This is a genomic window from Micromonospora nigra (assembly GCF_900091585.1).
Classification (GTDB): Bacteria; Actinomycetota; Actinomycetes; order Mycobacteriales; family Micromonosporaceae; genus Micromonospora; species Micromonospora nigra.
Genome location: NZ_FMHT01000003.1, coordinates 331,032 through 356,004 on the forward strand (window position 1 = coordinate 331,032; position 24,973 = coordinate 356,004).

The following is a 24,973-nucleotide window of genomic DNA, read 5'->3' on the forward strand; positions in this document are numbered from 1 at the left end:
CACTCACCGCTTCACCGTGTTGTCCTCACCGCTGATCACCCGCTCGGCACCGCCTCTCCCACCGGGGGAACGCGGCACCCGACCGCCACCGTGACTGGACGGTACTGAGCGGTGCGGGACGGCCCAACCCCTACGGACCCCTCATTCGCACCCGCCCGGCAGGGCGGATATCCGCAGCGTGCGGTGGGTCGGGCGGGCCGGGAACGCCGGTCAGCCGAGGTGCCGGGCGGGGGCCGGCAGGATCGTCCGCAGCCGCCCCGGTGGGGTGGCCCGGCGCCGCCACTCACGGGGGTAACCGACCGACACCTCCTCGAACCGGACGCCGTCGTACCAGGTGGTACGGGGAATGTGCAGGTGGCCGTAGACGGCGACGCGGGTGTCGTAGCGCAGGTGCCAGTCGGCGGTGAGGTCGGTGCCGCACCACTGGGCGAACTCCGGGAACCGCAGGATGCGGGTCGGTTCGCGGACCAGTGGGTAGTGGTTGACCAGGACGGTGGGCAGCCCGCCGCGTTCCGCGTCGAGCCGCCGCTCGGTCTCGATGACCCGAGCCCGACACCAGGCCTCTCGGCTCGGGTACGGGTCGGGGTGCAGCAGGATCTCGTCGGTGCAGACGATCCCGGTCTCGTGCGCCAGGGCCAGGGCCTGCTCCTGGGTGTACGTCCCGGGGGGCCGCCACGTGTAGTCGTACCCGACGAAGAGTGGGGCGATGAGGACGGGATCGCCGTCCGGGTCCCACACCGGGTACGGATCCTCTGGGGTGATCACGCCGAGTCGGCGGCACAACTCGACCAGGTGCCGGTAGCGCGCCTCGCCCCGCAGATCGACGGCGTCGTCGCGGGGGGTCCACAGTTCGTGGTTGCCCGGCGCCCAGATGACGGTGGCGAACCGCTCACGGAGCAGTCGGAGAGCCCACTCGACGTCGGCGGCGTACTCGCCGACGTCCCCGGCGACGATCAGCCAGTCGTCGTCGTTGTCGGGGCGCAGGGCCTCGACGACGGCGCGGTTCTCCGCGTACACGACGTGCAGGTCGCTGATCGCGACGAGCTGACGGACCGGGGTCACTCGGCACCTCCCGTACCTGCGGGCACCCCACCGGCCGGCGGCGTGCCGACGCGGCGGCCGACCACGACCACCTGGCAGCCTCCGACCCTATGAAGACTGCCAGGTGGCGGCACACCCCTAGCTGGGCGCGGCGCACCCCTAGGCGGGGTGGTGGTCACGACTTGCCGAACTCCCGCTGGATGATGTCGAAGATGTCGTCGGAACTGGCGGCGGCCAGGTCGTCGGCCGGTTCACCGGCAGGGGTGGCCGGCCAGTCCGCCGGCTCCGCGTCGGGGGTGGCTGGCGACGTCGCCTGGTCACCTCCCCGCCAGCGGGTGAGCAGGTCCTCCAGTCGGCGGGTGATCTGCGGGTCGCCGCGCCGATCGCCGGGAACGGCGCGCAGGAACTGGTCGAGCCGGTCGATCTCGGCGACGACCGGGGTGGCCGCGCCGTGGGGCACCAGTTCGGCACGCAGGTGCGCGGCGAGCGCCATGGGTGTCGGGTGGTCGAAGACGAGGGTCGTCGGCAGGGTGAGGCCGGTTTCGGTAGCCAGCCGGTTGCGCAGTTCGACGGCGGTGAGCGAGTCGAAGCCGAGTTCCAGGAAACCCCGGTTCGCCCGGATCCCGGTCGGCGTGCGGTGGCCGAGCACGGTGGCGGCCGTGCCGCGGACCAGGTCGAGGATGATGCGGTCCCGTTCGGCTTCACCGGCGGCGGCGAGCCGGTCCCGCAGCGCCTGCGACGGGCCCTCGGCAGAGGTCGACGGCTCTGCCCGCTCGGCGGTGCCGGCTTCGGAGATCTCGTCGAGCAGGGGGCTGGGGCGCAGGGCGGTGAAGGAGGCGGCGAACCGGTCCCAGGTGACGTCGGCGACCACCACGGTGCTGTCGTCCCGGTCGAGCGCACCCTGCAGGGCCGTCACCGCCAACTCAGGCGCCATCGCCGGCAGACCCCGACGGGCCAACTGCTCCTGCTGCTCACCCTGAGCCATGCCGGCACCGGCCCAGGGGCCCCAGGCCACCGCCGTGCCGACCGCACCACGGGCCCGCCGCCGCGCGACCAACCCGTCAAGGTACGCGTTGGCCGCCGCATAACCGGCCTGACCGGCCGACCCCCACACCCCGGAAATCGACGAGAACACCACGAACGCGTCCAACCCGTCACCGGGCAGCAACTCGTCGAGATGGGCCGCACCATCCACCTTCGCACGCAGGACATGATCCAGTTCGTCGGCGGTCAGCTCGGCCAGTGGGGTGGAGTGTGCCGCGCCGGCCGCGTGCACGACCGCTCGGACCGGGTCACCCTGGGCGGTGAGGTCGTCCAGCAGCGCGGTGAGTGCCGACCGGTCGGCCACGTCACAGGCAGCCACCGTCACCCGCGCACCGGACGCACGCAACCGTTCCGCCAACTCCACCGCACCCGCAGCCCGCTCCCCCCGCCGGCTGGTCAACACCACGTGCCCCGCACCAACCCCGACCGCCCACTCCGCGACCCGCGAACCGAGCGCACCCGTACCACCGGTCACCAACACCGTCCCCGACAACCGGAAGTCCCGCCGCACCACATCACCAGACGCCCGCACCAGACGCCGAACGAACACCCCCGACGACCGCACCGCCACCTGATCCTCGGCACCCGAGGCCAACACCCCACACAGCCGCCGCGCCACCCGACCGTCCACCGACTCCGGCAGATCCACCAGGCCACCCCACCGACGCGGCTCCTCCAACCCGGCGACCCGACCCAGGCCCCAGACGGCCGCCGCAACCGCATCCACCGGCGCATCGGACACACCCACCGACACCGCACCCCGGGTCACCCACCACACCCGCCCCACGTCGGATGCCCCGAGTGCCTGCACGGCCGCCAACGCCTCGCCGACACCCGCACCCGACAACGACAGCAACGACACCACCCCGGCGACCTCGCCGACGTCACACAGCGCCTTCGCCACCAGCTCCCGGTTGGCCGGGCCGTCGAGCAGCACCGACCGGACCTGCGCGCCGGCCGCCGTCAGACCGTCGGTCACGGCCGTGAGCAGCGGTTCGTCGATCCCGGTGTACGGCACCAGCAGCAGCCAGGTGCCCGACATCGCCGGCTCGGTGTCGGGTACGGCCCGCCAGTCGATCCGGTAGCGCCAGGAGTCGGCGGTGGCGCGTCGTCGTCCGGCCTGCCGCCACCGGGCCAGGGTCGGCAGCAGCGCACTCAGCGGCTGGTCCGCCGCCAGTGACAGTTCGTCTCCCAGCCCGGTCAGGTCATCCTGCTCCACCGCCGCCCAGAACCGCTCGTCGGTTGCCGAGTCGTTGGTGGTGTGCGGTGCGGCCGGTGGGGTGTCGTGCAGCCAGTACCGCTGGTGTTGGAAGGCGTAGGTGGGCAGGTCGACCGTACGGGGCCGGGCACCGGCCCGGGTGAACCAGGACGCCCAGTCCACCGACGTACCCGTCACATGCAACCGCGCCAGAGCGGTCAACACACCCACCGTCTCCGACTGGTCCCGACGCAGAGCCGCCACCAGATGCACCGGCCGGTCACCGGAAGTCTCAGCAGCCAACGCCGTCAACGTCGCATCCGGACCCACCTCCAGGAAGGTGCTGACCCCGGCCTCCAACAGAGCGGCGATCCCGTCACCGAACCGCACCGCCTCACGCACATGCCGCACCCAGTACTCCGGATCCGTGACCTCCACCGGATCAGCGACCCGACCCGTCACGTTCGACACCACCGGCAGATGCGGAGCACTCCACTCAAGACCAGCCAGCACCGCCCGGAACCCGTCCAGCATCGGCTCCATCAACCGCGAATGAAACGCATGACTGACCGACAGGTGTCTGGCCCGCCAGCCTCGTGCTGCGCACGACTCCGCGACCCGATGCAGCTCGGCCACCGGCCCCGACACCACCACCGACCGAGGCCCGTTCACCGCCGCCACATCCACACCGAGCGGACCGCCCCCACCGGCACCGGCACCGGCACCGGCACCGGCACCGGCGATGACCTCACGGATCTCAGCCTCAGACGCACCCACCGCCAGCATCCCGCCACCGACGGGCAGCGCCTGCATCAGAGACCCACGTGCCGCCACCAACGCGCAGGCGTCCTCCAGCGACAACACCCCCGCCACGTACGCGGCGGTCACCTCACCAACCGAATGCCCCGCCACACAGTCAGCGGCCACCCCGAACGACGACAACAACTCGAACAGCGCCACCTCCACCGCGAACAACCCCGCCTGCGTGAACACCGTCTCATCCAGCAGCCCTGCCAGCTCACTGCCCGGCTCGGCGAACACCACCTCCCGCAACGGATGACCGAGCCGACCGTCAAACAACCCACACACCCGATCGAACACGTCCGCGAACACCGGGAACCGCTCATACAACTCCCGACCCATCCCCGGACGCTGCGACCCCTGACCCGCAAACAACAACGCTCGACGACCGGCAGTCACCTCACCGACCACAAGATCCGGCACGGTCGTACCCCCGGCCAAGGCCGACAGACCCGCGCACAGGTCGTCGCCGGTGGAGCCGAGCACGATCGCGCGATGGTCGAGCGCGGCCCGGCCGGTGGCCAGCGACCAGGCCAGGTCGGCCGGGGACCGCTCCTGGTCCCGTCGCAGGTGCGCGGCGAGTCGGGTGGCCTGCCCGGCCAGGGCCTGCGTCGAGCGCCCCGACAGCAGCCACGGCACGACGGGTAGAGCGGCATCTGCCGCCGGCTCCACCTCGACCTGTTCCGGCTGCTCGATGATCACGTGGGCGTTGGTGCCGGAGATCCCGAAGGAGGAGACGGCACCCCGGCGGGGCCGGTCGACCGCCGGCCACGGCCGCGCGTCGGTCACCAATGTGACCGCTCCGGAGGTCCAGTCCACCTTGGTCGACGGCTCGTCGACGTGCAGGGTCGCGGGGACGAGGCCGTGCCGCATGGCGAGGATCATCTTGATCACCCCGGCGACGCCGGCGGCGGCCTGGGTGTGACCGATGTTGGACTTGATCGAACCGAGCAGGAGCGGTTCCCGGTCCTCCCGGTCCTGCCCGTAGGTGGCGAGCAGCGCCTGCGCCTCGATCGGGTCACCCAACGCCGTGCCGGTGCCGTGCGCCTCGACGGCGTCCACGTCGGCGCCGGTGAGCCCGGCGGTGGCGAGGGCCTGCCGGATCACCCGCTGCTGGGACGGCCCGTTCGGGGCGGTCAGCCCGTTCGACGCGCCGTCGGAGTTGACCGCCGAGCCCCGCACCACGGCAAGGACCCGGTGGCCGTGACGCCGGGCGTCGGAGAGCCGTTCGACGAGGAGCATGCCGACACCCTCGCCCCAGCCGGTGCCGTCGGCGGAGTCGGCGAACGACCGGCAGCGCCCGTCGGCGGAGAGACCACCCTGGCGGTTGAACTCGATGAAGGTGGCCGGGGAGGCCATCACGGTGACGCCGCCGGCGAGGGCGAGATCGCACTCCCCCGAGCGCAGTGACTGCGCCGCCAGGTGCAACGCGACCAGCGACGACGAGCACGCCGTGTCCACGGTGACCGCCGGCCCCTCGAACCCGAACGAGTACGCCACCCGCCCCGACAGCACACTGGTGGCGTTGCCGGTGAGCAGGTGACCGCCCACCTCCTGGTCGCGGCCCATCGCGGTCGAGGCGTACCCCTGGAAGCTGGCGCCTGCGAAGACGCCGACCCGCCCGCCCTTGAGTCGGGCCGGGTCCATCCCGGCCGACTCGACCGCTTCCCAGGACACCTCGAGCAGCAGCCGCTGCTGCGGGTCCATGGCCAGGGCCTCACGGGGGGAGATGCCGAAGAACTCGGCGTCGAACGCACCGGCGTCGTAGACGAAGCCACCCTGGCGGGGGAACGACGTGTCGGAGAGCCGGCCGTCGAGGAAGCTGTCCCAGCCCCGGTCGAGCGGGAAGTCGGAGATACCGTCGCGGCCGGTGACGAGCAGGTCCCACAGCTGGTCGGTGGTGTCGACGCCGCCGGGCAGGCGGCAGGCCATGCCGACGATGACGATCGGGTCGGTGTCGACGGCGGCGACCGGTTCCCGCGCCGGTGTCGCCGCCGGGGCGCCGGTCAGTTCGGTGCGCAGATGGGCCGCCAGGGCCAGCGGCGTGGGGTGGTCGAAGACGAGCGTGCTGGGCAGGGTGAGCCCGGTTTCGGCGGCCAGCCGGGTGCGCAGCTCGACGGCGGTGAGCGAGTCGAAGCCCTGCCGCTGGAACGCCCGGTCCGCCGGCACGGCGTCGGGTGTGGGGTGGCCGAGCACGGCGGCGGCCTGGGCGCGGACGAGGTCGAGCAGGTGCGCGTCCTGTTCGGCGGGGGTCATGCCGGCGAGCCGCCGGCCGGTCTTCCCGCCGTCGACAGCGGGGGCGCTGGCCGGTGCGGGTCGCGCCTCGGGGATCTCGTCGAGCAGGGGGCTGGGGCGCAGGGCGGTGAAGGAGGCGGCGAACCGGTCCCAGGTGACGTCGGCGACCACCACGGTGCTGTCGTCCCGGTCGAGCGCACCCTGCAGGGCCGTCACCGCCAACTCAGGCGCCATCACCGGCAGACCCCGACGGGCCAACTGTTCCTGTGCCTCGCCCTGGACAGCCATGCCGGCACCGGCCCACGGGCCCCACGCCACCGCCGTGCCGACCGCACCCCGCGCCCGCCGCCGCGCGACCAACCCGTCAAGGTACGCGTTGGCCGCCGCATAACCGGCCTGACCGGCCGACCCCCACACCCCGGCAATCGACGAGAACACCACGAACGCGTCCAACCCGTCACCGGGCAGCAACTCGTCGAGATGCGCCGCACCATCCACCTTCGCGCGCAGGGCGTCGCGCAGGTCGTCCGGGGTGATGTCGGGCAGCGGGGTGAACTGGGGTGCTCCGGCGGCGTGGAAGACGGCGCGCACGGGGTCGCCCTGGGCGGTGAGGTCGTCGAGCAGGGCGGCGAGTGCCGCGCGGTCGGCCACGTCGCAGGCCGCCACGGTCACCCGCGCTCCGCACGCGCGTAGCCGCTCCGCGAGGTCCACCGCCCCGGGAGCCCGCTCGCCCTGCCGGCTGGTCAGCACGACGTGCCCCGCGCCGACGTCGACCGCCCACTGCGCGACCCGCGAGCCGAGCGCACCCGTGCCGCCGGTGACCAACACCGTCCCCGACAGCCGGAAGTCCCGCCGCGCCACGTCCTGCACGGCCCGCACCAGACGCCGGACGAACACCCCCGACGAGCGCACCGCCACCTGATCCTCAACCCCGGACGCCAGCATCCCGCACAGCCGCCGCACCGCCCGCGCGTCGGTCGTCTCCGGCAGGTCGATCAGCCCGCCCCACCGGCGAGGGTCCTCCAGCGCCGCCACCCGGCCCAGACCCCAGGTGGCCGCCGCGACCGGATCCACGGGGGTGTCGGACGCCCCCACCGACACCGCGCCCCGGGTCACCCACCAGGTTCGACCGCTCACCTCGCAGTCGCCCAACGCCTGCACGGTCGCCAGCGCCTCGCCGACGCCCGCCCCGGACAGCGACAGCAGCGACACCACACCGGTGACCCCGCCGAGGTGGGGCACCGCGCCGCGCAGTCGCGCGGCAAGGGCGTCCCGGTGGGTCGCCGACGGGTCGAGCACCATCGGCACGACGTCCGCGCCGTGCGCGGCCAGGGCACCGACGAGCGGGTGGTCGGCCTGGTCGGGCAGCGCCAGGACCAGCCACGTCCCGGTCAGCCCCGGCTCGGGTACGGAGGGAGGCTGCCGCCACTCGACGCGGTAGCGCCAGGAGTCGGCGGTGGCGCGTCGCCGTCCCGCCCGCCGCCACCGGGTCAGGGTCGGCAGCAGCGCACTCAGCGGCTGGTCCGCCGCCAGGGAGAAGTCCTCCCCCAGCCCGGCCAGGTCCTCCTGCTCCACCGCCGCCCAGAACCGCTGGTCCAGGTCGTCGTCGGGTCGGGCGTTCCCGTTCCTGCCTGTCGTCGTCTCCGGCCAGTACCGCTGCCGTTGGAAGGCGTAGGTGGGCAGGTCGACCGTACGTGGCCGGGCACCGGCCAGGGTGAACCAGGACGCCCAGTCCACCGGCGTACCCGTCACATGCAACCGCGCCAACGCCGTGACCAGACTCGTCGTCTCCGACTGGTTCCGACGCAGAGTCGCCACCAGATGCGCCGGTCGATCGGTGCGAGTGTCGGCGGCCATCGCCGTGAGCGTCGCATCCGGACCCACCTCCAGGAAGGTGGTGACCCCGGCCTCCAGCAGAGCGGCGATCCCGTCACCGAACCGCACCGCCTCACGCACATGCCGCACCCAGTACTCCGGATCCGTGACCTCCACCGGATCAGCGACCCGACCCGTCACGTTCGACACCACCGGCACCCGCGGCTCCCGCCAGTCCAGACCCGTCAGCACCGCCCGGAACCCGTCCAGCATCGGCTCCATCAACCGCGAATGAAACGCATGACTCACCGACAACCGCTTTACCCGCCAACCCCGCCCGACACAACGCTGCGCGATGTCGTCGAGCTCCACCACCGGCCCCGACACCACCACCGACCGAGGCCCGTTCACCGCCGCCACATCCACACCACCGGCGGCGTCGAGGACCTCACGGACCTCAACCTCAGGCGCGCCCACCGCCAACATCCCGCCACCGGCCGGCAACGCCTGCATCAACGACCCACGCGCCGCCACCAACACACACGCATCCTCCAGCGACAACACACCGGCCACATGAGCCGCCGTGACCTCACCGATCGAATGCCCCGCCACGAAGTCGGGCCGCACACCCCACGAGGAAAGCAGCTCACACAGCGCCACCTCCACCGCGAACAACCCCGCCTGAGCGAACACCGTCTGATCCAACGAACCCGCCAGATCACTGCCCGGCTCGGCGAACACCACCTCCCGCAACGGATGATCAAGGCGACCCTCGAACAACCCACACACCTGGTCGAACGCAGCCGCGAACACCGGGAACCGGTCGTACAACTCCCGACCCATCCCCGGGCGCTGCGACCCCTGACCCGTGAACAACAACGCCCGACGACCGGGAGTCGCCTCACCGACAACCAGACCCGGCGCAGACCCACCCTCGGCCAGAGCGGACAGGCCCGCGCACAGGTCGTCGCCGGTGGAGCCGAGCACGACGGCCCGGTGCTCCAGAGCCGCCCGCGACGTCGCCAGCGACCAGGCAACATCCACGCAGGACAGGTCCTCGTGTCCGCGCGCGAACTCGGCCAGCCGTCCCGCCTGCCCCGCCAGAGCCGGCAGCGACCGGGCCGACACCAACCACGGCACCGGCAGCCCGGCCGTGGCCGCAGCCCCTGGACCCACCTCCGGCCGCTCCACGAACGGCTCCGACTCAGCTTCCGGCTGTTCGATGATGACGTGGGCGTTGGTGCCGGAGATCCCGAACGACGACACCGCCGCCCGACGCGGCCGACCCACCGCCGGCCACGGGGTGGGTGTCGTGGCGAGCGTGACCGCACCGGCGGACCAGTCCACCCTGGTCGACGGCTCGTCGACGTGCAGGGTCGCGGGGACGAGGCCGTGCCGCATGGCGAGAATCATCTTGATCACCCCGGCGACGCCGGCGGCGGCCTGGGTGTGACCGATGTTGGACTTGACCGAGCCGAGCAGGAGCGGTTCCCGGTCCTCCCGGCCCTGCCCGTACGTCGCCAACAGCGCCTGCGCCTCGATCGGATCGCCGAGGGTGGTGCCGGTCCCGTGCGCCTCGACGACGTCCACGTCTCCCGTCGTGAGCCCGGCGGTGGCGAGGGCCTGCCGGATCACCCGCTGCTGGGACGGCCCGTTCGGCGCGGTCAACCCGTTCGACGCACCGTCGGAGTTGACCGCGCTGCCCCGCACCACGGCCAGGATGCGGCGGTTGTCCCGCCGGGCGTCCGACAGACGTTGCACCAGCAGCACACCGACGCCCTCGCCCCAGCCGGTGCCGTCGGCGGAGTCGGCGAACGACCGGCAGCGCCCGTCGGCGGCCAGCCCGCGCTGCCGGGAGAACTCGACGAACGCCCCGGGGGTGGCCATGATCGTCACACCGCCCGCGAGGGCCAGGTCGCACTCCCCCGCACGCAGCGACTGCGCCGCCAGGTGCAACGCGACCAGCGACGACGAGCACGCCGTGTCCACGGTGACCGCCGGCCCCTCGAACCCGAACGAGTACGCCACCCGCCCCGACAGCACACTCGCGGAGGCGCCGGTCGCGCCGTAACCGGCGAGGTGTTCCCCGCCGTGCCGGATGAGGTTGTCGAAGTCCTGCCCGTTCGTGCCGGCGAAGACGCCGACACGGCTGCCGCGCAGCGTGAGCGGGTCGATCCGGGCGTCCTCGATGGCCGCCCAGGACGCTTCCAGCAGCACGCGCTGCTGCGGGTCCATGGCCACCGCCTCGCGGGGGGAGATGCCGAAGAACTCGGCGTCGAACGCCCCCGCGTCGTCGAGGAACGCTCCCTGTGTCACGTACGACGTACCGGGGCGCTCCGGGTCGGGGTGATGCAGCGCGGCCAGGTCCCAGTGCCGGTCGGCCGGGAAGTCGGACATCGCGTCGACGCCGTCGGCGAGCAGCCGCCAGAACTGCGCCGGTGATGCGGCCCCGGCAGGGAACCGGCAGTCCATCCCGACGATGACGATCGGGTCGTCGTCGGCGGGCCGTACCGTCGGGGTGTTCGGCGCGGGCAGCGCCGACCCGCCAAGCAGGTCCGTGCGGAGGTGTGCTGCCAGGGCGGCGGGGTTGGGATGGTCGAACGCGAGCGTGGCGGGCAGGGTGAGCCCGGTGGCGGCGTCGAGCCGGTTGCGCAGTTCGACGGCGCTGAGGGAGGTGAAGCCGAGGTCTCGGAACGCCCGCTCGGCCGGCACCTGGTCGGCGCTGTCGTGGCCGAGCACCGCGGCGACCTCGGCGCGCACCAGGTCGCGGAGCGCGGCGGACTGCTCGGCCTCGGGGAGCCCGGCGAGCCGCTGCCGCAACGCACCTCCGCCGGTGGCCCGGTCGGCGGTGGCGGCGTCGGTGACCTGCGGCGCGGTCAGCAGGCCGCGCAGCAGCGGGTCGGGGCGCGGGGCGGCGGCGTGGGCGGCCACCCGGTTCCAGTCGACGTCGGCGACGACGAGGTGGGTCTCGTCGTGGTCCAGGGCCCGGGTGAGGGCACGGACGGCCGTCGCGGGGTCCATCGCCCCGATGCCGGTGCGGGCCATCCGGTGGGCGAAGTCGCCGGCGCTGACTCCACCGTCGGCCCACAGGCCCCAGCCGATCGAGGTGGCGGGCAGCCCTTCGGCGCGGCGGCGGTGGGCGAGGGCGTCGAGCCAGGCGTTGCCCGGGGCGTAGTTGGCCTGACCGGGGCCGCCCAGGGTGCCGGCCAGGGATGAGAACAGAACGAACGCGGACAGATCGTGGTCGCGGGTCAACGCGTCGAGATTGCGCGCCGCGTCGACCTTCGCCCGCAGGGCGGTGGACATCTGCGCGACGGTGAGGGCGTCGACGACCGCGTCGTCGAGCGCCGCCGCGGTGTGCAGGACGGTGGTGAGCGGCAGGTCGGCCGGCACGGTCGCCAGCAGGTCACGCAGGGCGTCGGGGTCGGCGGCGTCGCAGGCGGCGACGGTGACGCGGGCCCCGAGGGCGGTCAGTTCCCGGGTGAGGGCGTCGGCACCGGGGGCGTCCGGACCGCGTCGGCTGACGAGTAGGAGATGCTCGGCGCCGGCCCCGGCGAGGGCGCGGGCCAGGTGAGCACCGAGGGCACCGGTCCCGCCGGTGACGAGGGTGGTGCCGCGTGGCTGCCAGGTACGGCCCGGGCCCGCCGGCTGGCCGGCGCGGACCAGCCGCCGGGCGTACGCGCCGGTGGTGCGCAGGGCGAGCTGGTCCTCGGTGCGCTCGCCACCGAGCAGCCGGCGCAGCAGTCGTACGGCGCGTGGGTCGGCGGTGGCCGGCAGGTCGACGAGGCCACCGAAGCGGTTGGGGTGTTCGGCGCGCAGCACGCCGCCGAAGCCCCACAGGCTCGCCTGGTCGGGGTCGACCGGCTGGTCGCGGGGGTCGACGGAGACCGCGCCCCGGGTGGCGATCCAGAGTCGGGCGGCGATCCCGGTGTCGCCGAGTGCCTGGGCGAGGGTGACGCTGGCGGCGAGGCCGGCCGGCACGGAGGCGGCGTCGGGGTGTGCTCCGGGGGCGAGGCCCAACAGCGACAGGACCGTGCCGGGCTTACCCTTCGGATCGGCGTACGCCTCGGTGAGGTCGTCGGCGAGGCCGGCCCGGTCCCGGCCGGCGGGCACCGGCAGCACCCGGACGCCGGGCGCGGCGAGGGCCGCCGCCCACTGCCCGGCCGGATCGGCGGGCACGGTGACGTCGGCGGGCGCGACGAGGTCGGCGGGCGCTGCGGCAGCGGGGGGCGCGAGGAGGTCGGCGGGCACGACGAGCAGAAGGTCGCCGACCTCCTGCCGATGGCTGTCGGGCAGCGACTGCCAGGCGATCCGGTACCGCCACGAGTCGAGGGTCGACTCGGTGTCCCGGCGGCGTCGCCACGCGGACAGGGCGGGGAGCACCGCGCCGAGCGGGGCCTGCGGGTCGACGGCGAGGGTGGTGGCGAGGGCTTCGACATCCTGGCTTTCGATGACCTGCCACAACGCGTCGTCGTCGTGGGGTGCGGTGCCGACGGTGCCGTGGGCGCGGGTACGGGCCTCCAGCCAGTAGCGCCGGTGATGGAAGGCGTAGGTGGGCAGGTCGATGGTGCGGGGTCGACCCGCGGCCTGGGTGAACCAGGCCGCCCAGTCCACCGGCGTGCCGGTGACGTGCAGCCGAGCCAGAGCGGTGAGCAGAGTGGTGGTCTCCGCCTGGTCGCGGCGCAGGGCCGCAACGAGGTGGGTCGACCGGTCGGTGGGGACGTCGGCTGCCATCGCCGTGAGCGTGGCGTCGGGGCCGACCTCCAGGAAGGTGGTGACCCCGACCTCGTGCAGGGCGGCGATCCCGTCGGCGAACCGCACCGTCTCCCGCACATGCCGCACCCAGTAGTCCGGTGTACGGATCTCCGCCGGATCCGCGATCCGGCCGGTCACGTTCGACACCATCGGCAGCCTCGGCACACGCCAGTCGAGGCTGCCGAGCACCGCCCGGAACTCGCCCAGCATCGGCTCCATCAGATGCGAGTGGAAGCCGTGACTGACCGGCAGGCGCCTGACCCGCCAGCCTCGTGCGACGCAGAGCTGCGCGATCCCGTCCAGCGCGACGGCCGGCCCGGACAGCACCACCGACCGTGGCCCGTTCACCGCCGCGACGTCCACCGCACCGCCATCACCGACCCTGCTGCCGGCTGCGCCGCCGGTGTCTGCCGCGCTGTCGCCGCCGGTGCCGGCCAGCTCCCTGACCTCGGCTTCGCTCGCACCCACCGCGAGCATCCCGCCCCCGGAGGGCAGCGCCTGCATCAGTGATCCCCGCGCCACCACCAGCGTGCAGGCGTCTTCCAGGGACAGCATCCCGGCCACGTACGCGGCGGTCACCTCACCTATCGAGTGCCCCGCCAGGTAGTCGGCCCGTACCCCCCACGAGGAAAGCAGTTCGTACAGCGCCACCTCCACCGCGAACAGCGCGGCCTGGGTGAACACCGTCTGGTCCAACAGTTTCGCCGGGTCACTGCCCGGCTCGGCGAACACCACCTCCCGTAGCGGGTGGTCGAGCCGACCATCGAACAACGCGCAGACCTGATCGAACACGTCGGCGTACACCGGGAACCGGTCGTACAACTCTCGACCCATGCCCGCCCGCTGCGCGCCCTGACCGGTGAACAGCATCGCCCGCCGGCCGGGACCGGCCTCGCCGGTGACGAGGCCGGCGGCGGTCGTGCCCGCGGCCAGCGCGGACAGGCCGGCGTACAGGCTGTCCCGGTCCGTCGCGAGCAGGACGGCCCGGTGTTCCAGGACGGCCCGCGACGTGGCGAGGGACCACCCGGCGTCCACCAGGGACCGATCGTCGCTCGCGCGCGTGAACTCGGCCAGGCGTCCCGCCTGCCCGGCCAGGGCCGGCAACGACCGCGCCGACACCAACCAGGGCACCACCGGCAGGTGGGGGCCAGGGGCCGGCTGCCCGCCGGGGCCCTCCCCCGCCGGCTGCCCGGTGCCGTCCGGCTGCCCGGTGTGCGGGTCCGTCGGCGCGGTGTCGGCCTGCTCGATGATGACGTGGGCGTTCGTGCCGGAGATGCCGAACGACGACACCGCCGCCCGACGCGGCCGATCCACCGCCGGCCACTGCCGCGCCCGCGTCGCCAAGGTCACCGCTCCGGCGGACCAGTCCACCTTCGACGACGGCTCATCCACGTGCAGGGTCGCCGGCACCACACCATGCCGCATCGCCTGCACCATCTTGATCACCCCGGCGACCCCGGCCGCCGCCTGGGTGTGGCCGATGTTCGACTTCACCGACCCCAACAACAACGGCTCGCGCCCGTCCCGGCCCTGCCCGTACGTCGCCAGCAGCGCCTGCGCCTCGATCGGATCGCCGAGGGTGGTGCCGGTGCCGTGTGCCTCGACCACGTCGACGTCGGTGGCGGACAGGCGGGCGTTGGCCAGCGCCGCCCGGATCACCCGCTGCTGCGCCGGCCCGTTCGGCGCGGTCAACCCGTTCGACGCGCCGTCCTGGTTCACCGCCGAGCCCCGCACCACCGCCAGCACCCGATGACCCAGCCGCCGCGCATCCGACAACCGCTCCACCAGGAGGACACCGACGCCCTCGGACCAGCCGGTGCCGTCGGCACTGTCGGAGAACGACTTGCACCGCCCGTCCGGGGCGAGTCCGCGTTGGCGGCTGAAGTCGATGAACGTCTCCAGGGTGGTCATCACGGTGACGCCGCCGGCCAGGGCGAGAGTGCACTCGCCGGAACGCAGCGCCTGCGCCGCGAGGTGCAGCGCGACGAGCGATGACGAGCAGGCGGTGTCGACGGTCAGTGCCGGGCCTTCGAAGCCGAAGGTGTACGCCACCCGCCCGGAGAGCACGCTGCTGGCCGTGCCGCCGCCGATGAAGCCGTCGAGGGTCGCCGGGATCTCGCCGAGCGCGGCGGCGAAGTTGTGGTACATCATGCCGGCGAACACGCCGACCTTCTGCCCGCGCAGGGTCGCCGGGTCGATCCGGGCGTCTTCGATCGCCTCCCAGGAGGCCTCCAGCATGAGCCGCTGCTGCGGGTCCATGGCCAGGGCCTCGTACGGCGAGACCTTGAACAGGTCCGGATCGAAGTTCCCGGCGTCGTGCAGGAAGCCGCCCTCCCGGGCGTACGTGCTGCCCCGCCGCTCCCCCGTCGGGTCGTACGCCCCGTCGGTGTCCCAGCCCCGGTCGGTGGGAAAGCCGGTGACGCCGTCGGTGGCGGTGGCGACGAGTTCCCACAGCTGCTCGGGTGAGCGGACCCCGCCCGGATAGCGGCAGCTCATCCCCACGATCGCGATGGGCTCGTGGTTCTTGGCGTCGGCGGCCCTGAGCCGTTCGCTGGTCTCGTGGAGGTCGGCGGTGACGCGCTTGAGGTACTCACGGAGCTTGGCTTCGTTCGCCATCGGGGTATTCACCTGTCGCGTTGGTCGGCAAGCCGGGGCGGTACGACGGTCAGGAGCGACCGAACGTGCTGTCGATGAAGTCGAAGAGTTCGTCGTCGCTGGCGTCGTCGATGGTCTCGGCGACGCCGGTGGCGGTGACGTCACCGTCGAAGCGGGTCAGCAGGGCCCGCAGGCGTGCGGTGATCGTCGAGCGGGTCTCCTCGTCGGCGGTCAGCTCCGCGAGAGCCTCCGCCGGGGTGGCGGCGAGCGTCGCCTCCAGCCGGTCCAGCTCGTCGAGGAGGGTGGGTGCGGGCCGGCCGGGACCGAGGCGGGACACCAGGTGGTCGGTGAGTGTCTCCGGGGTGGGATGGTCGAAGACCAGCGTGGCCGGCAACGTCAGGCCGGTCAGGGTGGTGAGCCGGTTACGCAGGTCCACGGCGGTCAGCGAGTCGAAGCCCAGCTCGGTGAAGGACTGTCCGGCACCGACGGCGGCTGCGGTGGCGTAGCCGAGCACCTCGGCGACCTGGCCGGTGACCAGTTCCTCGACCAACCGCCGGCGGTCCTCGTCGGACGCCCCGGCGATCCGGTCGCGGAACCCGTCGCCCGCGGCTCCGGCGGTGGTGCGTCGCGTGCGGTTGCCCGCCAGGCCGCGCAGCGGCACCGGGAGATGGTCGACGGTGGTGAGGGTACGCAACGCGGCCAGGTCGAGGCGGACGGGCAGCAGCAGCGGTTGCCGGCTGCGGCGGCTGGCGTCGAAGAGGGCGAGCGCCTGAGCGGTGCCGAGGGCGGCGATGCCCTGGCGGGCCATCCGTTCCCGACGGCCGGCACCCAGGTCGCGGGTCATCCCGCTGTCGGCCTCCCACACCCCCCAGGCCAGGGAGGTGGCGGCGAGCCCGGCGGCGCGGCGTTGGTGGGCCAGGCCGTCGAGGAACGCGTTGGCCGCCGCGTAGTTGCCCTGTCCGGGCCCGCCGAGCGGGCCGGCGATCGAGGAGAACAGCACGAACATCGGCAGGTCCAGGTGCCGGGTGAGGTCGTGCAGGTGCCAGGCGGCGTCGGCCTTGGGGCGTAGCACGGTGGCGGTACGCTCGGGGGTCAACGCGGTGACGGTCGCGTCGTCGAGGACGCCGGCGGCATGCACCACCCCGGTGAGCGGATGGTCGGCGGGAACCGCGTCGAGCAGCGCGGCGACCTGGTCGCGTTCGGCCACGTCGCAGGCGACGAAGCGGGCCTGCGCGCCGAGCCGGGTGAGGTCGTCGAGGAGGTCGGCCGCGCCGGGGGCGTCCTGCCCTCGCCGGCCGACGAGCAGGAGGTGCCGGACCTTGTGTGCGGCGACCAGGTGGCGGGCGACGTGCCCGCCGAGCGTGCCGGTGGCGCCGGTGACCAGCACCGTGCCGTCGGGGAGCAGGTCGACGGCACCCGTCGGGTCGGGTTCGGCGGGCGCGAGCCGGGGCACGAGGAGGCGACCGTCGCGGAGCGCGAGCTGGGGTTCGTCGCTGGCGAGGGCGCGGCCGAGCAGGTCGGCGTCGGCCTGATCGTCGAGGTCGACCAGCACGAACCGGCCGGGGTGTTCCAGTTGCGCCGAGCGGACCAGGCCCCAGACGGCGGCACCGGCCAGGTCGGTCACCGCACCGTCGGCGCCGACCGCGCCGCGGGTGAACACCACCAGCCGGCGGTCGGCGAACCGGTCGTCGGCCAGCCATTCCCGGACAGCGGTCAGGGTGCCGGCGAGCCGGTCGCGGGTCGCGTCCAGGGGGTCGCCGGGTGGGGCTTCGCCGGCGGGGAGCAGCACCAGCCGGGGGTCGTGCCGGCCGGCGTCGAGGGCGTGGGCGAGGGCGGCAAGTCCGCCGGTCAGTGCCGTGGCGGCGAGGCCGGCGGCGTCGAGGGCAACGATCCCGACGGCCGGGCGGGACGGCAGCGGCAACGGGGACCAGCGCAGGTCGAACAGGGGCAGCTCGGCCGGGTCGGTGGCGTCGAGCTGTTCGGCGCTGACCGGCCGGGAGACGAGCGATCCGATCCGGGCGACGGTCGCGCCGGTCCCGTCGGCGAGGGTCAGTGACACGGCCGGGCCGGCGCGGGTGACCCGTACCCGCAGCAGGGTCGCGCCGACGGCGGCGAGCGTGACGCCCGACCAGGCGAACGGGAGGCGGGCCCCGGGGGTGGGGGTGTCGGTGTCGTCGGTGAGGCCGACGACGTGCAGCGCCGCGTCCAGCAGCGCCGGGTGCAGGCCGAACCCGCCGGGGGTGACGCCGTCGGGCAGCGCGACCTCCGCGTAGACGGCGTCGTCGGTCCGCCACGCGGCGCGCAGCCCTCGGAAGGTGGGCCCGTGGTCGACGCCGAGCTGGTGCAGGTGCTCGTAGATCGGTGCGACGGGCACGGCGGTGGCACCGGTCGGCGGCCAGGTGGTCAACGGTTCCGCCGGGTCGACGGAACCGGGGGCGAGGACGCCTTCGGCGTGCCGGGTCCACTCGCCGTCCGGGTCGTCGGCGGGCCGGGAGTGCACGCTGAGCTGACGACGTCCGTGCTCGTCGGGGGCGGCCAGGATGAGCTGCACCGCGCGGGCACCCTGTTCAGGCAGGACCAGCGGGGCGGCGAGGGTCAGCTCCTCCAGGCTGTCGCAGGCGGCCTGTGCGCCGGCGTGCAGTGCCATCTCCACCAGCGCCGCGCCCGGTACGACGACCGCCCCCCACACCATGTGGTCGGCGAGCCAGGGTCGGGTGCGTACGGAGAGCCGGCCGCCGTGGATGCGTACGTCTCCGGCGGCGGTGACCAGTTCGGCGTCGAGCAGGGCGTGTGTGGTGCCCCGAACCCCGAGGCCGGTGGCGTCGGCACCGGACGAGCCGGCATCGAGCCAGTACCGCTGGTGTTGGAAGGCGTAGGTGGGCAGGTCGACCGTACGGGGCCGGGCACCGGCCCGGGTGAACCAGGACGCCCAGTCCACCGACGTACCCGTCACATGCAACCGCGCCAACGCGGTCAACACACCCACCGTCTCCGACTGGTCCCGACGCAGAGCCGCCACCAGATGCACCGGCCGGTCACCGGAAGTCTCAGCAGCCAACGCCGTCAACGTCGCATCCGGACCCACCTCCACAAACGTGCTGACCCCGGCCTCCAACAGAGCGGCGACCCCGTCACCGAACCGCACCGCCTCACGCACGTGCCGCACCCAGTACTCCGGATCCGTGATCTCGGCCGCATCCGCGATCCCGCCCGACACGTTCGACACCACCGGCAGTTGCGGAGAACTCCACTCAAGATCAGCCAGCACCGCCCGGAACTCGTCCAGCATCGGCTCCATCAACCGCGAATGAAACGCATGACTCACCGACAACCGCTTGGCCCGCCAACCCCGCCCGACACAACGCTGCGCGATGTCGTCGAGCTCCACCACCGGCCCCGACACCACCACCGACCGAGGCCCGTTCACCGCCGCCACATCCACACCCACACCACCGGCGTCGACGTCGACGTCGACGATCTCACGGATCTCCGCTTCGCTCGCAGCCACCGCGAGCATCCCGCCACCAGGCGGCAACGCCTGCATCAACGACCCACGCGCCACCACCAACGCACACGCATCCTCCAGCGACAACACCCCCGCCACATGGGCAGCCGTCACCTCACCAACCGAATGCCCCGCCACAACATCAGCCCGCACCCCGAACGACGACAACAACTCGAACAGCGCCACCTCCACCGCGAACAACCCCGCCTGCGTGAACGCCGTCTCATCCAGCAGCCCTGCCAGCTCACTGCCCGGCTCGGCGAACACCACCTCCCGCAACGGGTGATCGAGCCGACCGTCGAACAACCCACACACCCGATCGAACACGTCCGCGAACACCGGGAACCGCTCATACAACTCCCGACCCATCCCCGGACGCTGCGACCCCTGGCCCGCAAACAACAACGCCCGACGACCAGGGGTTGCCTGCCCGACCGCGAGGGTCGTACCGGCGGTGGGGTGACTCGGCGCGGAGGTCTGCTCTACGGGGCCGGCGGCGAGGGCGTCCACCGTGGCGACGAGCGCATCACGGTCGGTGCCGATGAGCACGGCCCGGTGGTCGAGGGCGGCACGGGCGGTGGCCAGCGACCAGCCGATCTCCACGGGCGACGTCCCGGTCTCCCGTCGGGCGAACTCGGCCAGGCGGGCCGCCTGGCCGGCCAGGCCCTCCGCGGACCGCCCCGACACGAGCCACGGCACCGGCAGGTCGGGGTCGTCCGTCCGTGACGACCCGCCGGGCACCGCCCCCACCGCCGGGGCGTCGACCGACGCGAAGACGCTGGCCGGCTGCCCGCCGTCGGCCGCCTCCGGCAGCCCGGTGGCGGCGGCAGCCGCCTGCGCGGTGCCCACCTCCGGCTGCCCCGCGATCGGCTGTGGCTGTGGTTGTGGCTGCTCGATGATGATGTGGGCGTTCGTGCCGGAGATGCCGAACGACGACACCGCCGCCCGACGCGGCCGATCCACCGCCGGCCACTGCCGCGCCCGCGTCACCAAGGTCACCGCCCCGGCGGACCAGTCCACCTTCGACGACGGCTCATCCACGTGCAGGGTCGCCGGCACCACACCATGCCGCATCGCCTGCACCATCTTGATCACCCCGGCGACCCCGGCCGCGGACTGCGTGTGGCCGATGTTCGACTTCACCGACCCCAACAACAACGGCTCATGCCCGTCCCGGCCCTGACCGTACGTCGCCAGCAGCGCCTGCGCCTCGATCGGGTCACCCAACGTCGTTCCGGTGCCGTGCGCCTCCAGCACATCCACGTCGGCCGTGGACAACCGGGCACTGGCGAGGGCCTGCCGGATCACCCGCTGCTGGGACGGCCCGTTCGGCGCGGTCAACCCGTTCGACGCGCCGTCCTGGTTCACCGCCGAGCCCCGCACCACCGCCAGCACCCGATGACCCAGCCGCCGCGCATCCGACAACCGCTCCACCAGGAGGACACCGATGCCCTCGGCGAGGGCGGTGCCGTCGGCGGCTTCCGCGAAGGCCCGGCAGCGGGCCGACATCGACAGGTTGCCCTGCCGGGTGAAGTCGACGAAGATGGCCGGGGTCGACAGCACCGAGACACCGCCGGCCAGGGCGAGGTCACACTCCCCCGACCGCAGCGACTGCGCCGCCAGGTGCAACGCCACCAGCGACGACGAGCACGCCGTGTCCACGGTGACCGCCGGCCCCTCGAACCCGAACGAGTACGCCACCCGGCCGGAGCTGATGCTGCCGGCGTTGCCGAGTCCGAGGTAGTCGACGGCACCGTCGGGCACGTCGGTGGCGCCGGTGGCGTAGCCGCCATGGGTGAGGCCGGCGAAGACGCCCACCGGGCCGCCCCGGAAGCCGGTCGGGTCCACGCCCGCCGACTCGAACGCCTCCCACGACACCTCCAGCAGCAGCCGCTGCTGCGGGTCCATCGCGAGGGCCTCCCGGGGGGAGATGCCGAAGAACCGGGGGTCGAAGTCGGCGGCGTCGTGGACGAACCCGCCCTCCCGTACGCAGGAGGTGCCGGGGCGCTCCCGGGTCGGGTCGTACAGGTCGGTGAGGTCCCAGCCGCGGTCGGTGGGGAACCCGCCGATGGCGTCGCCGGAGGCGGCGACGAGGTCCCACAGTGCCTCGGGCGACGTGATCCCGCCCGGGAACCGGCAGGCCATCCCGACGATGGCGATGGGCTGGTGGGCCTCGTCCTCGACGTCACGGAGCCGTTGCCGGGTGCGCCGCAGGTCGGTGGTGACCCTCTTCAGATACTCCCGGAGCTTCTCTTCGGTGTCCATCAACCTGACCCATCGCGGTGGCCGGCGGAGACCTGACGTAGGCGACGGTACGAATGCGCGAATTCCTCAAGCCAGATCGGTGACGTCCTTGTGCACAATTCAGCCGAGAGCCACGGGTCCCCTCGTCGGGGAAGTTATGGCGTCGCGATGACCTGCGACAACCCCTAACCCGTACGCCCGTCCGCTAGGGGTGTGCGGGCTCGGTGGATCGGTTTAGCGTCCCTGTGATCACCCCTGTGCCAGGTGTCCCGGCACCTCCGCTGGAAGGACCGCGTGAGAATGACCGATTCAGACAACGGCCTGTGGGTGCGCCGCTTCCACCCGGCACCGGGTGGGACCGGCGCCCCGCGGCTGGTGTGCCTGCCGCACGCCGGCGGGTCCGCCAGTTTCTACTTTCCCGTCTCCCGGGCGCTGTCGCCGGCCGTGGAGGTTCTCGCCATCCAGTATCCCGGGCGGCAGGACCGTCGCCAGGAGCCGTGCGTGGACGACATCGGGGAGCTGGCGCGGCAGGTGTTCGAGGTGCTGCGGCCGTGGCGGGACCGGCCGCTGGCTATCTTCGGACACAGCATGGGCGCGACCCTCGGTTTCGAGGTGGCGCGGCTGATCGAGGCGGACGGTGGGACACCGGTGGCGCACCTGTTCCCGTCGGGGCGCCGGGCGCCGTCCTGCCCCCGGCACGAGACGGTGCACCTGCTCGATGACGAGGGTCTGCTCGCGGACGTGCGCAAGCTCAGCGGCACCAACTCGGCGGTGCTGGGTGACCCGGAGATGCTGCGGGCGGCGCTGCCGGCGATCCGCAACGACTACCGGGCGGCGGAGACGTACGCGTACACGCCCGGGCCGAAGCTGAGCTGCCCGGTGACGGTGTTCACCGGGGACGACGACCCGAAGACCACGATCGACGAGGCCAGGGCGTGGCAGCAACACACCACCGGGCCGTTCGACCTTCAGGTCTTCGGGGGCGGGCACTTCTTCCTGGCCCAGCACCAGCCGGCCATCCTGCGGACCATCTCGGCGGCGCTGTCCACGACGGTGGGCTGACCCGACCCATGCACGTCGCGGCCCCGCCGCCCGGGACACACCCGGGGCGGCGGGGCCTCGCAGGTCACGGCTTGTGGGCCACGGCGATGACGTAGTCGAGCAACGCCAACTCCTTCTTGATCAGTTCCTCGTCGCGCCAGTGGTTGGCCATGCCCTTGACGGCGCTCTGCTCGGCCGCCGCCCGGAAGGCCGGGTCGGACGGACGGGCGGACTGGAACCGCCGCCACCCCTCCCACGTGTGGTCCTTGATGGACCGCACCTCCGGGTTGGCGAAGCCCGCGGCGGCCAACTGCTCGGCGTAGACGGTGCGGTCGTGCCAGTTCTCGTCGGGCACGCTGAACTTGACGAAGCTCAGCGGACCGGAGCTGATCGACATCCGGGGGGTGTCGGAGCTGAGCGGGATGATGTCGGCGGTGGTGAGGGTGCCGCCGGGCTTGAGCACCCGGAACGCCTCGGCGAAGAAGGCGCTGCGCGGATAGAAGTGGAAGGCCGACTCCAGCGCCACCACCCGGTCGAAGGTGCCGTCGGCGTAGGGCAGGTCGGTAGCGGTGCCGAGCCGGAACTCGGTCTGCTCGGCGAGGCCCTCGCGCCGGGCGCGGTCCTGGGCGTGCTCGACGTGCCGGGGCGTGACGTTGATGCCGTGCACCTTGGCCACCCTGCGGTTCCGCAGCCAGGTGAAGTCCTGGTCGCCGTAGCCGAAGCCGACGTCGAGGACGGTGTCGTCGGGCTTGAACCCAGCGGCGTCGGCGAGCTTGGTGGCCAGTGCCTCGCCGGCCACGTCGATGCTGGTCACCCCGTCCTCCCAGTAGCCGACGTTCATGTAGCGGGTGGTGCGGGCGGCGAACTCCACGCCTGGTGACTGGATCTCGTAGAAGCGCCGGACCCGGTTCACCGGGTCCTTCGTGGCCAGGGTTCGGATGACCCGGCCGAGGGTGCGGAGGTTCTCCAGCATGTCGTCTCCTTGAGCAGGGATGGTCAGGGGTGCAGGGCCCGGGCGCGGACCTGCTGGCGCAGGTCGTCCACCAGGGCGGCCAGGGCGTCCGGTCCGGTGGCGACGCCGAAGACGTAGAAGTCGGGCCGAACCAGCACGGCGTCGGCGTCCGCTTCGGCCAGCCAGGTGAGGTGGACGCCGTCGAGGTCGACGACGTCGATGATCGCGTCGCCGTCGACCGGGCCGTCTGTGGTCACGTCGTCGGCCGACCGACCGGCAGCGGTCGCGTCGCCGCTGGTCAGGCTGGCGGAGGAGGCGTCGCCGCTGGTCTGACCGGCGGAAGAGGGGTCAGCCGGGTGGACGGTGACCCGGCGGGTGCCCAGGGCGGCGAGGAACGCCGCGGCGTCCGGGTCGAGAGGGAGGTCGACACGGGTGATCAGGACGAAGCCGGTGCCGACCACGTCGTCGAACCGGCCGGTGCGGCCGGCCGTCGCCACCCGTCCCTGGGCAGCGGGCTGGCCGGCGTGCGGGGCCGGCGAGCCGTCGGCGTCGCGGTGCAGCACACCGTCGACGATGGCCTCGCGCAGCGAGCGGGCGTGTCGCTGCTGGGTGCGGCGGCGCAGCGCGGCCAGCATCACCGCGTCCCGACCGGCGGCCTTCTTCGGGTCGGTCTCACAGATCACCGTGCCGGAGTCGATGGACATCCGGATGGCGTGCTGCACGTGTGCCCGTCGCTCCACCTCGTACGTGTCGAGCAGCGTGTCGTCGGCGATGCCCCGGTGCACCAGGTCCAGCTTCCAGGCCAGGTTGACCACGTCCCGGAAACCGGAACTCATGCCCTGGCCGAGGAAGGGCGGCATGACGTGGGCGGCGTCCCCGGCGAGGAACACCCGGCCGCGGCGCCAGGTGTCGGCGGAACATGCCTGGGTGGTGTAGACGCCGTACCGGTCGAGGCGGGCGGTGTCGGGGGTGATGTCGAACAGACCGAGCAGCCGCCACGCACTGGCCTCGCTGCGGAACTCCTCCAGCGTCTCCCCCGGCACCCGCATGAACTCCCAGCGGCGGTAGCCGGGGCCGGCGGAGACGGCGGTGCGGGGGCGGGCCGGGTCGCAGATCTGCAGGTTGTTGGGCTTGAACTCGTGGGGCTCGTTGAGCACGACGTCGCAGACCAGCCAGTCGTGGGTGAAGCCGAGGTCGGTGACGGTGGCGTTCATCCAGCGGCGGACGAAGCTGTTCGCGCCGTCGCAGCCGAGCACCCAGGCGGCGGTGAAGGCGTGGACGCCGCCGTCGGTGTCGACGGCGGTCACGTCGACGCCGTCGCCCCGGTCGGTCATGGCGGTCACCTCGCACCCGCGTAGCACCTCGATGCCGGGCAGGGCGGCGCCCCGCGCGGCGAGGCGGGCCTCCAGGCCGGGCTGGTAGAAGGAGATCGAGTCGGGCCAGCCGGCGGGACCGTTCTCGGCGGCCTTGACGTGCAGCAGGGTCCGGCCGAAGCCGTTCTTCCAGGTGTACTCGCCGGACAGCTCGCACACCGGGTCGAGGGTGTCCCCGAGATCGCAGGCGGCCAGGATCCGGCTGGCCTCGCCGTCGTACGACACGGCGCGGGGCATGTTGTACGGGGTGGCCCACTTCTCCACCACCCGTACGGTGAAACCGCGCCGGGCCAGCAGGATCGCCGCCACCTGGCCCACCGGGCCGTAGCCCACGATCAGCACGTCGGTCATCGCCGCTTCCTCGTCGGTTCGTG

The 24,973-nt window shown here is 73.1% G+C and carries 5 protein-coding genes and 1 pseudogene; 1 reads left to right on the forward strand and 5 read right to left on the reverse strand.

The features are described from left to right. Positions 1 to 210 precede the first annotated feature (210 nt). The 3 genes from GA0070616_RS01630 to GA0070616_RS01640 all read right to left on the reverse strand — a co-directional run bounded on the left by GA0070616_RS01630 (position 211) and on the right by GA0070616_RS01640 (position 21,257). Positions 211 to 1,062 (reverse strand): metallophosphoesterase family protein, encoded by an 852-nt coding sequence (locus GA0070616_RS01630; protein WP_091075122.1) that lies wholly within the window; start codon positions 1,060 to 1,062, stop codon positions 211 to 213. A gap of 154 nt (positions 1,063 to 1,216) precedes the next feature. Then, on the reverse strand, positions 1,217 to 15,505 hold the full coding sequence (locus tag GA0070616_RS01635) for a type I polyketide synthase (RefSeq protein ID WP_091075124.1): 14,289 nt from the start codon (positions 15,503 to 15,505) through the stop codon (positions 1,217 to 1,219). Between the two features lie 49 nt (positions 15,506 to 15,554). Beyond that, positions 15,555 to 21,257: a type I polyketide synthase gene (locus GA0070616_RS01640; protein WP_425412915.1), complete on the reverse strand. Its 5,703-nt coding sequence runs from the start codon at positions 21,255 to 21,257 to the stop codon at positions 15,555 to 15,557. A gap of 276 nt (positions 21,258 to 21,533) precedes the next feature. On the opposite strand from GA0070616_RS01640, the gene GA0070616_RS01645 reads away from it, so the two are divergent. Then, a complete protein-coding gene (locus GA0070616_RS01645; protein WP_281187695.1) occupies positions 21,534 to 22,295 on the forward strand; it encodes a thioesterase II family protein in 762 nt (253 codons plus the stop codon). Between the two features lie 64 nt (positions 22,296 to 22,359). Here GA0070616_RS01645 and GA0070616_RS01650 read toward each other — a convergent pair whose 3' ends face one another. Further along, positions 22,360 to 23,247, reverse strand: a complete 888-nt coding sequence (locus tag GA0070616_RS01650) for an SAM-dependent methyltransferase (RefSeq protein WP_091075128.1) — start codon at positions 23,245 to 23,247, stop codon at positions 22,360 to 22,362. A gap of 23 nt (positions 23,248 to 23,270) precedes the next feature. Then, positions 23,271 to 24,953 (reverse strand): annotated as a pseudogene (gene mhpA / locus GA0070616_RS01655) (bifunctional 3-(3-hydroxy-phenyl)propionate/3-hydroxycinnamic acid hydroxylase MhpA); the annotation flags it as partial. Positions 24,954 to 24,973: the final 20 nt, after the last annotated feature.

Bases quoted from the DNA above. Each gene is read 5' to 3' on its own strand.
- GA0070616_RS01635 (WP_091075124.1), bottom strand. From the start codon at position 15,505: ATGGCGAACGAAGCCAAGCTCCGTGAGTACCTCAAGCGCGTCACCGCC.
- GA0070616_RS01645 (WP_281187695.1), top strand. From the start codon at position 21,534: ATGACCGATTCAGACAACGGCCTGTGGGTGCGCCGCTTCCACCCGGCA.
- GA0070616_RS01650 (WP_091075128.1), bottom strand. From the start codon at position 23,247: ATGCTGGAGAACCTCCGCACCCTCGGCCGGGTCATCCGAACCCTGGCC.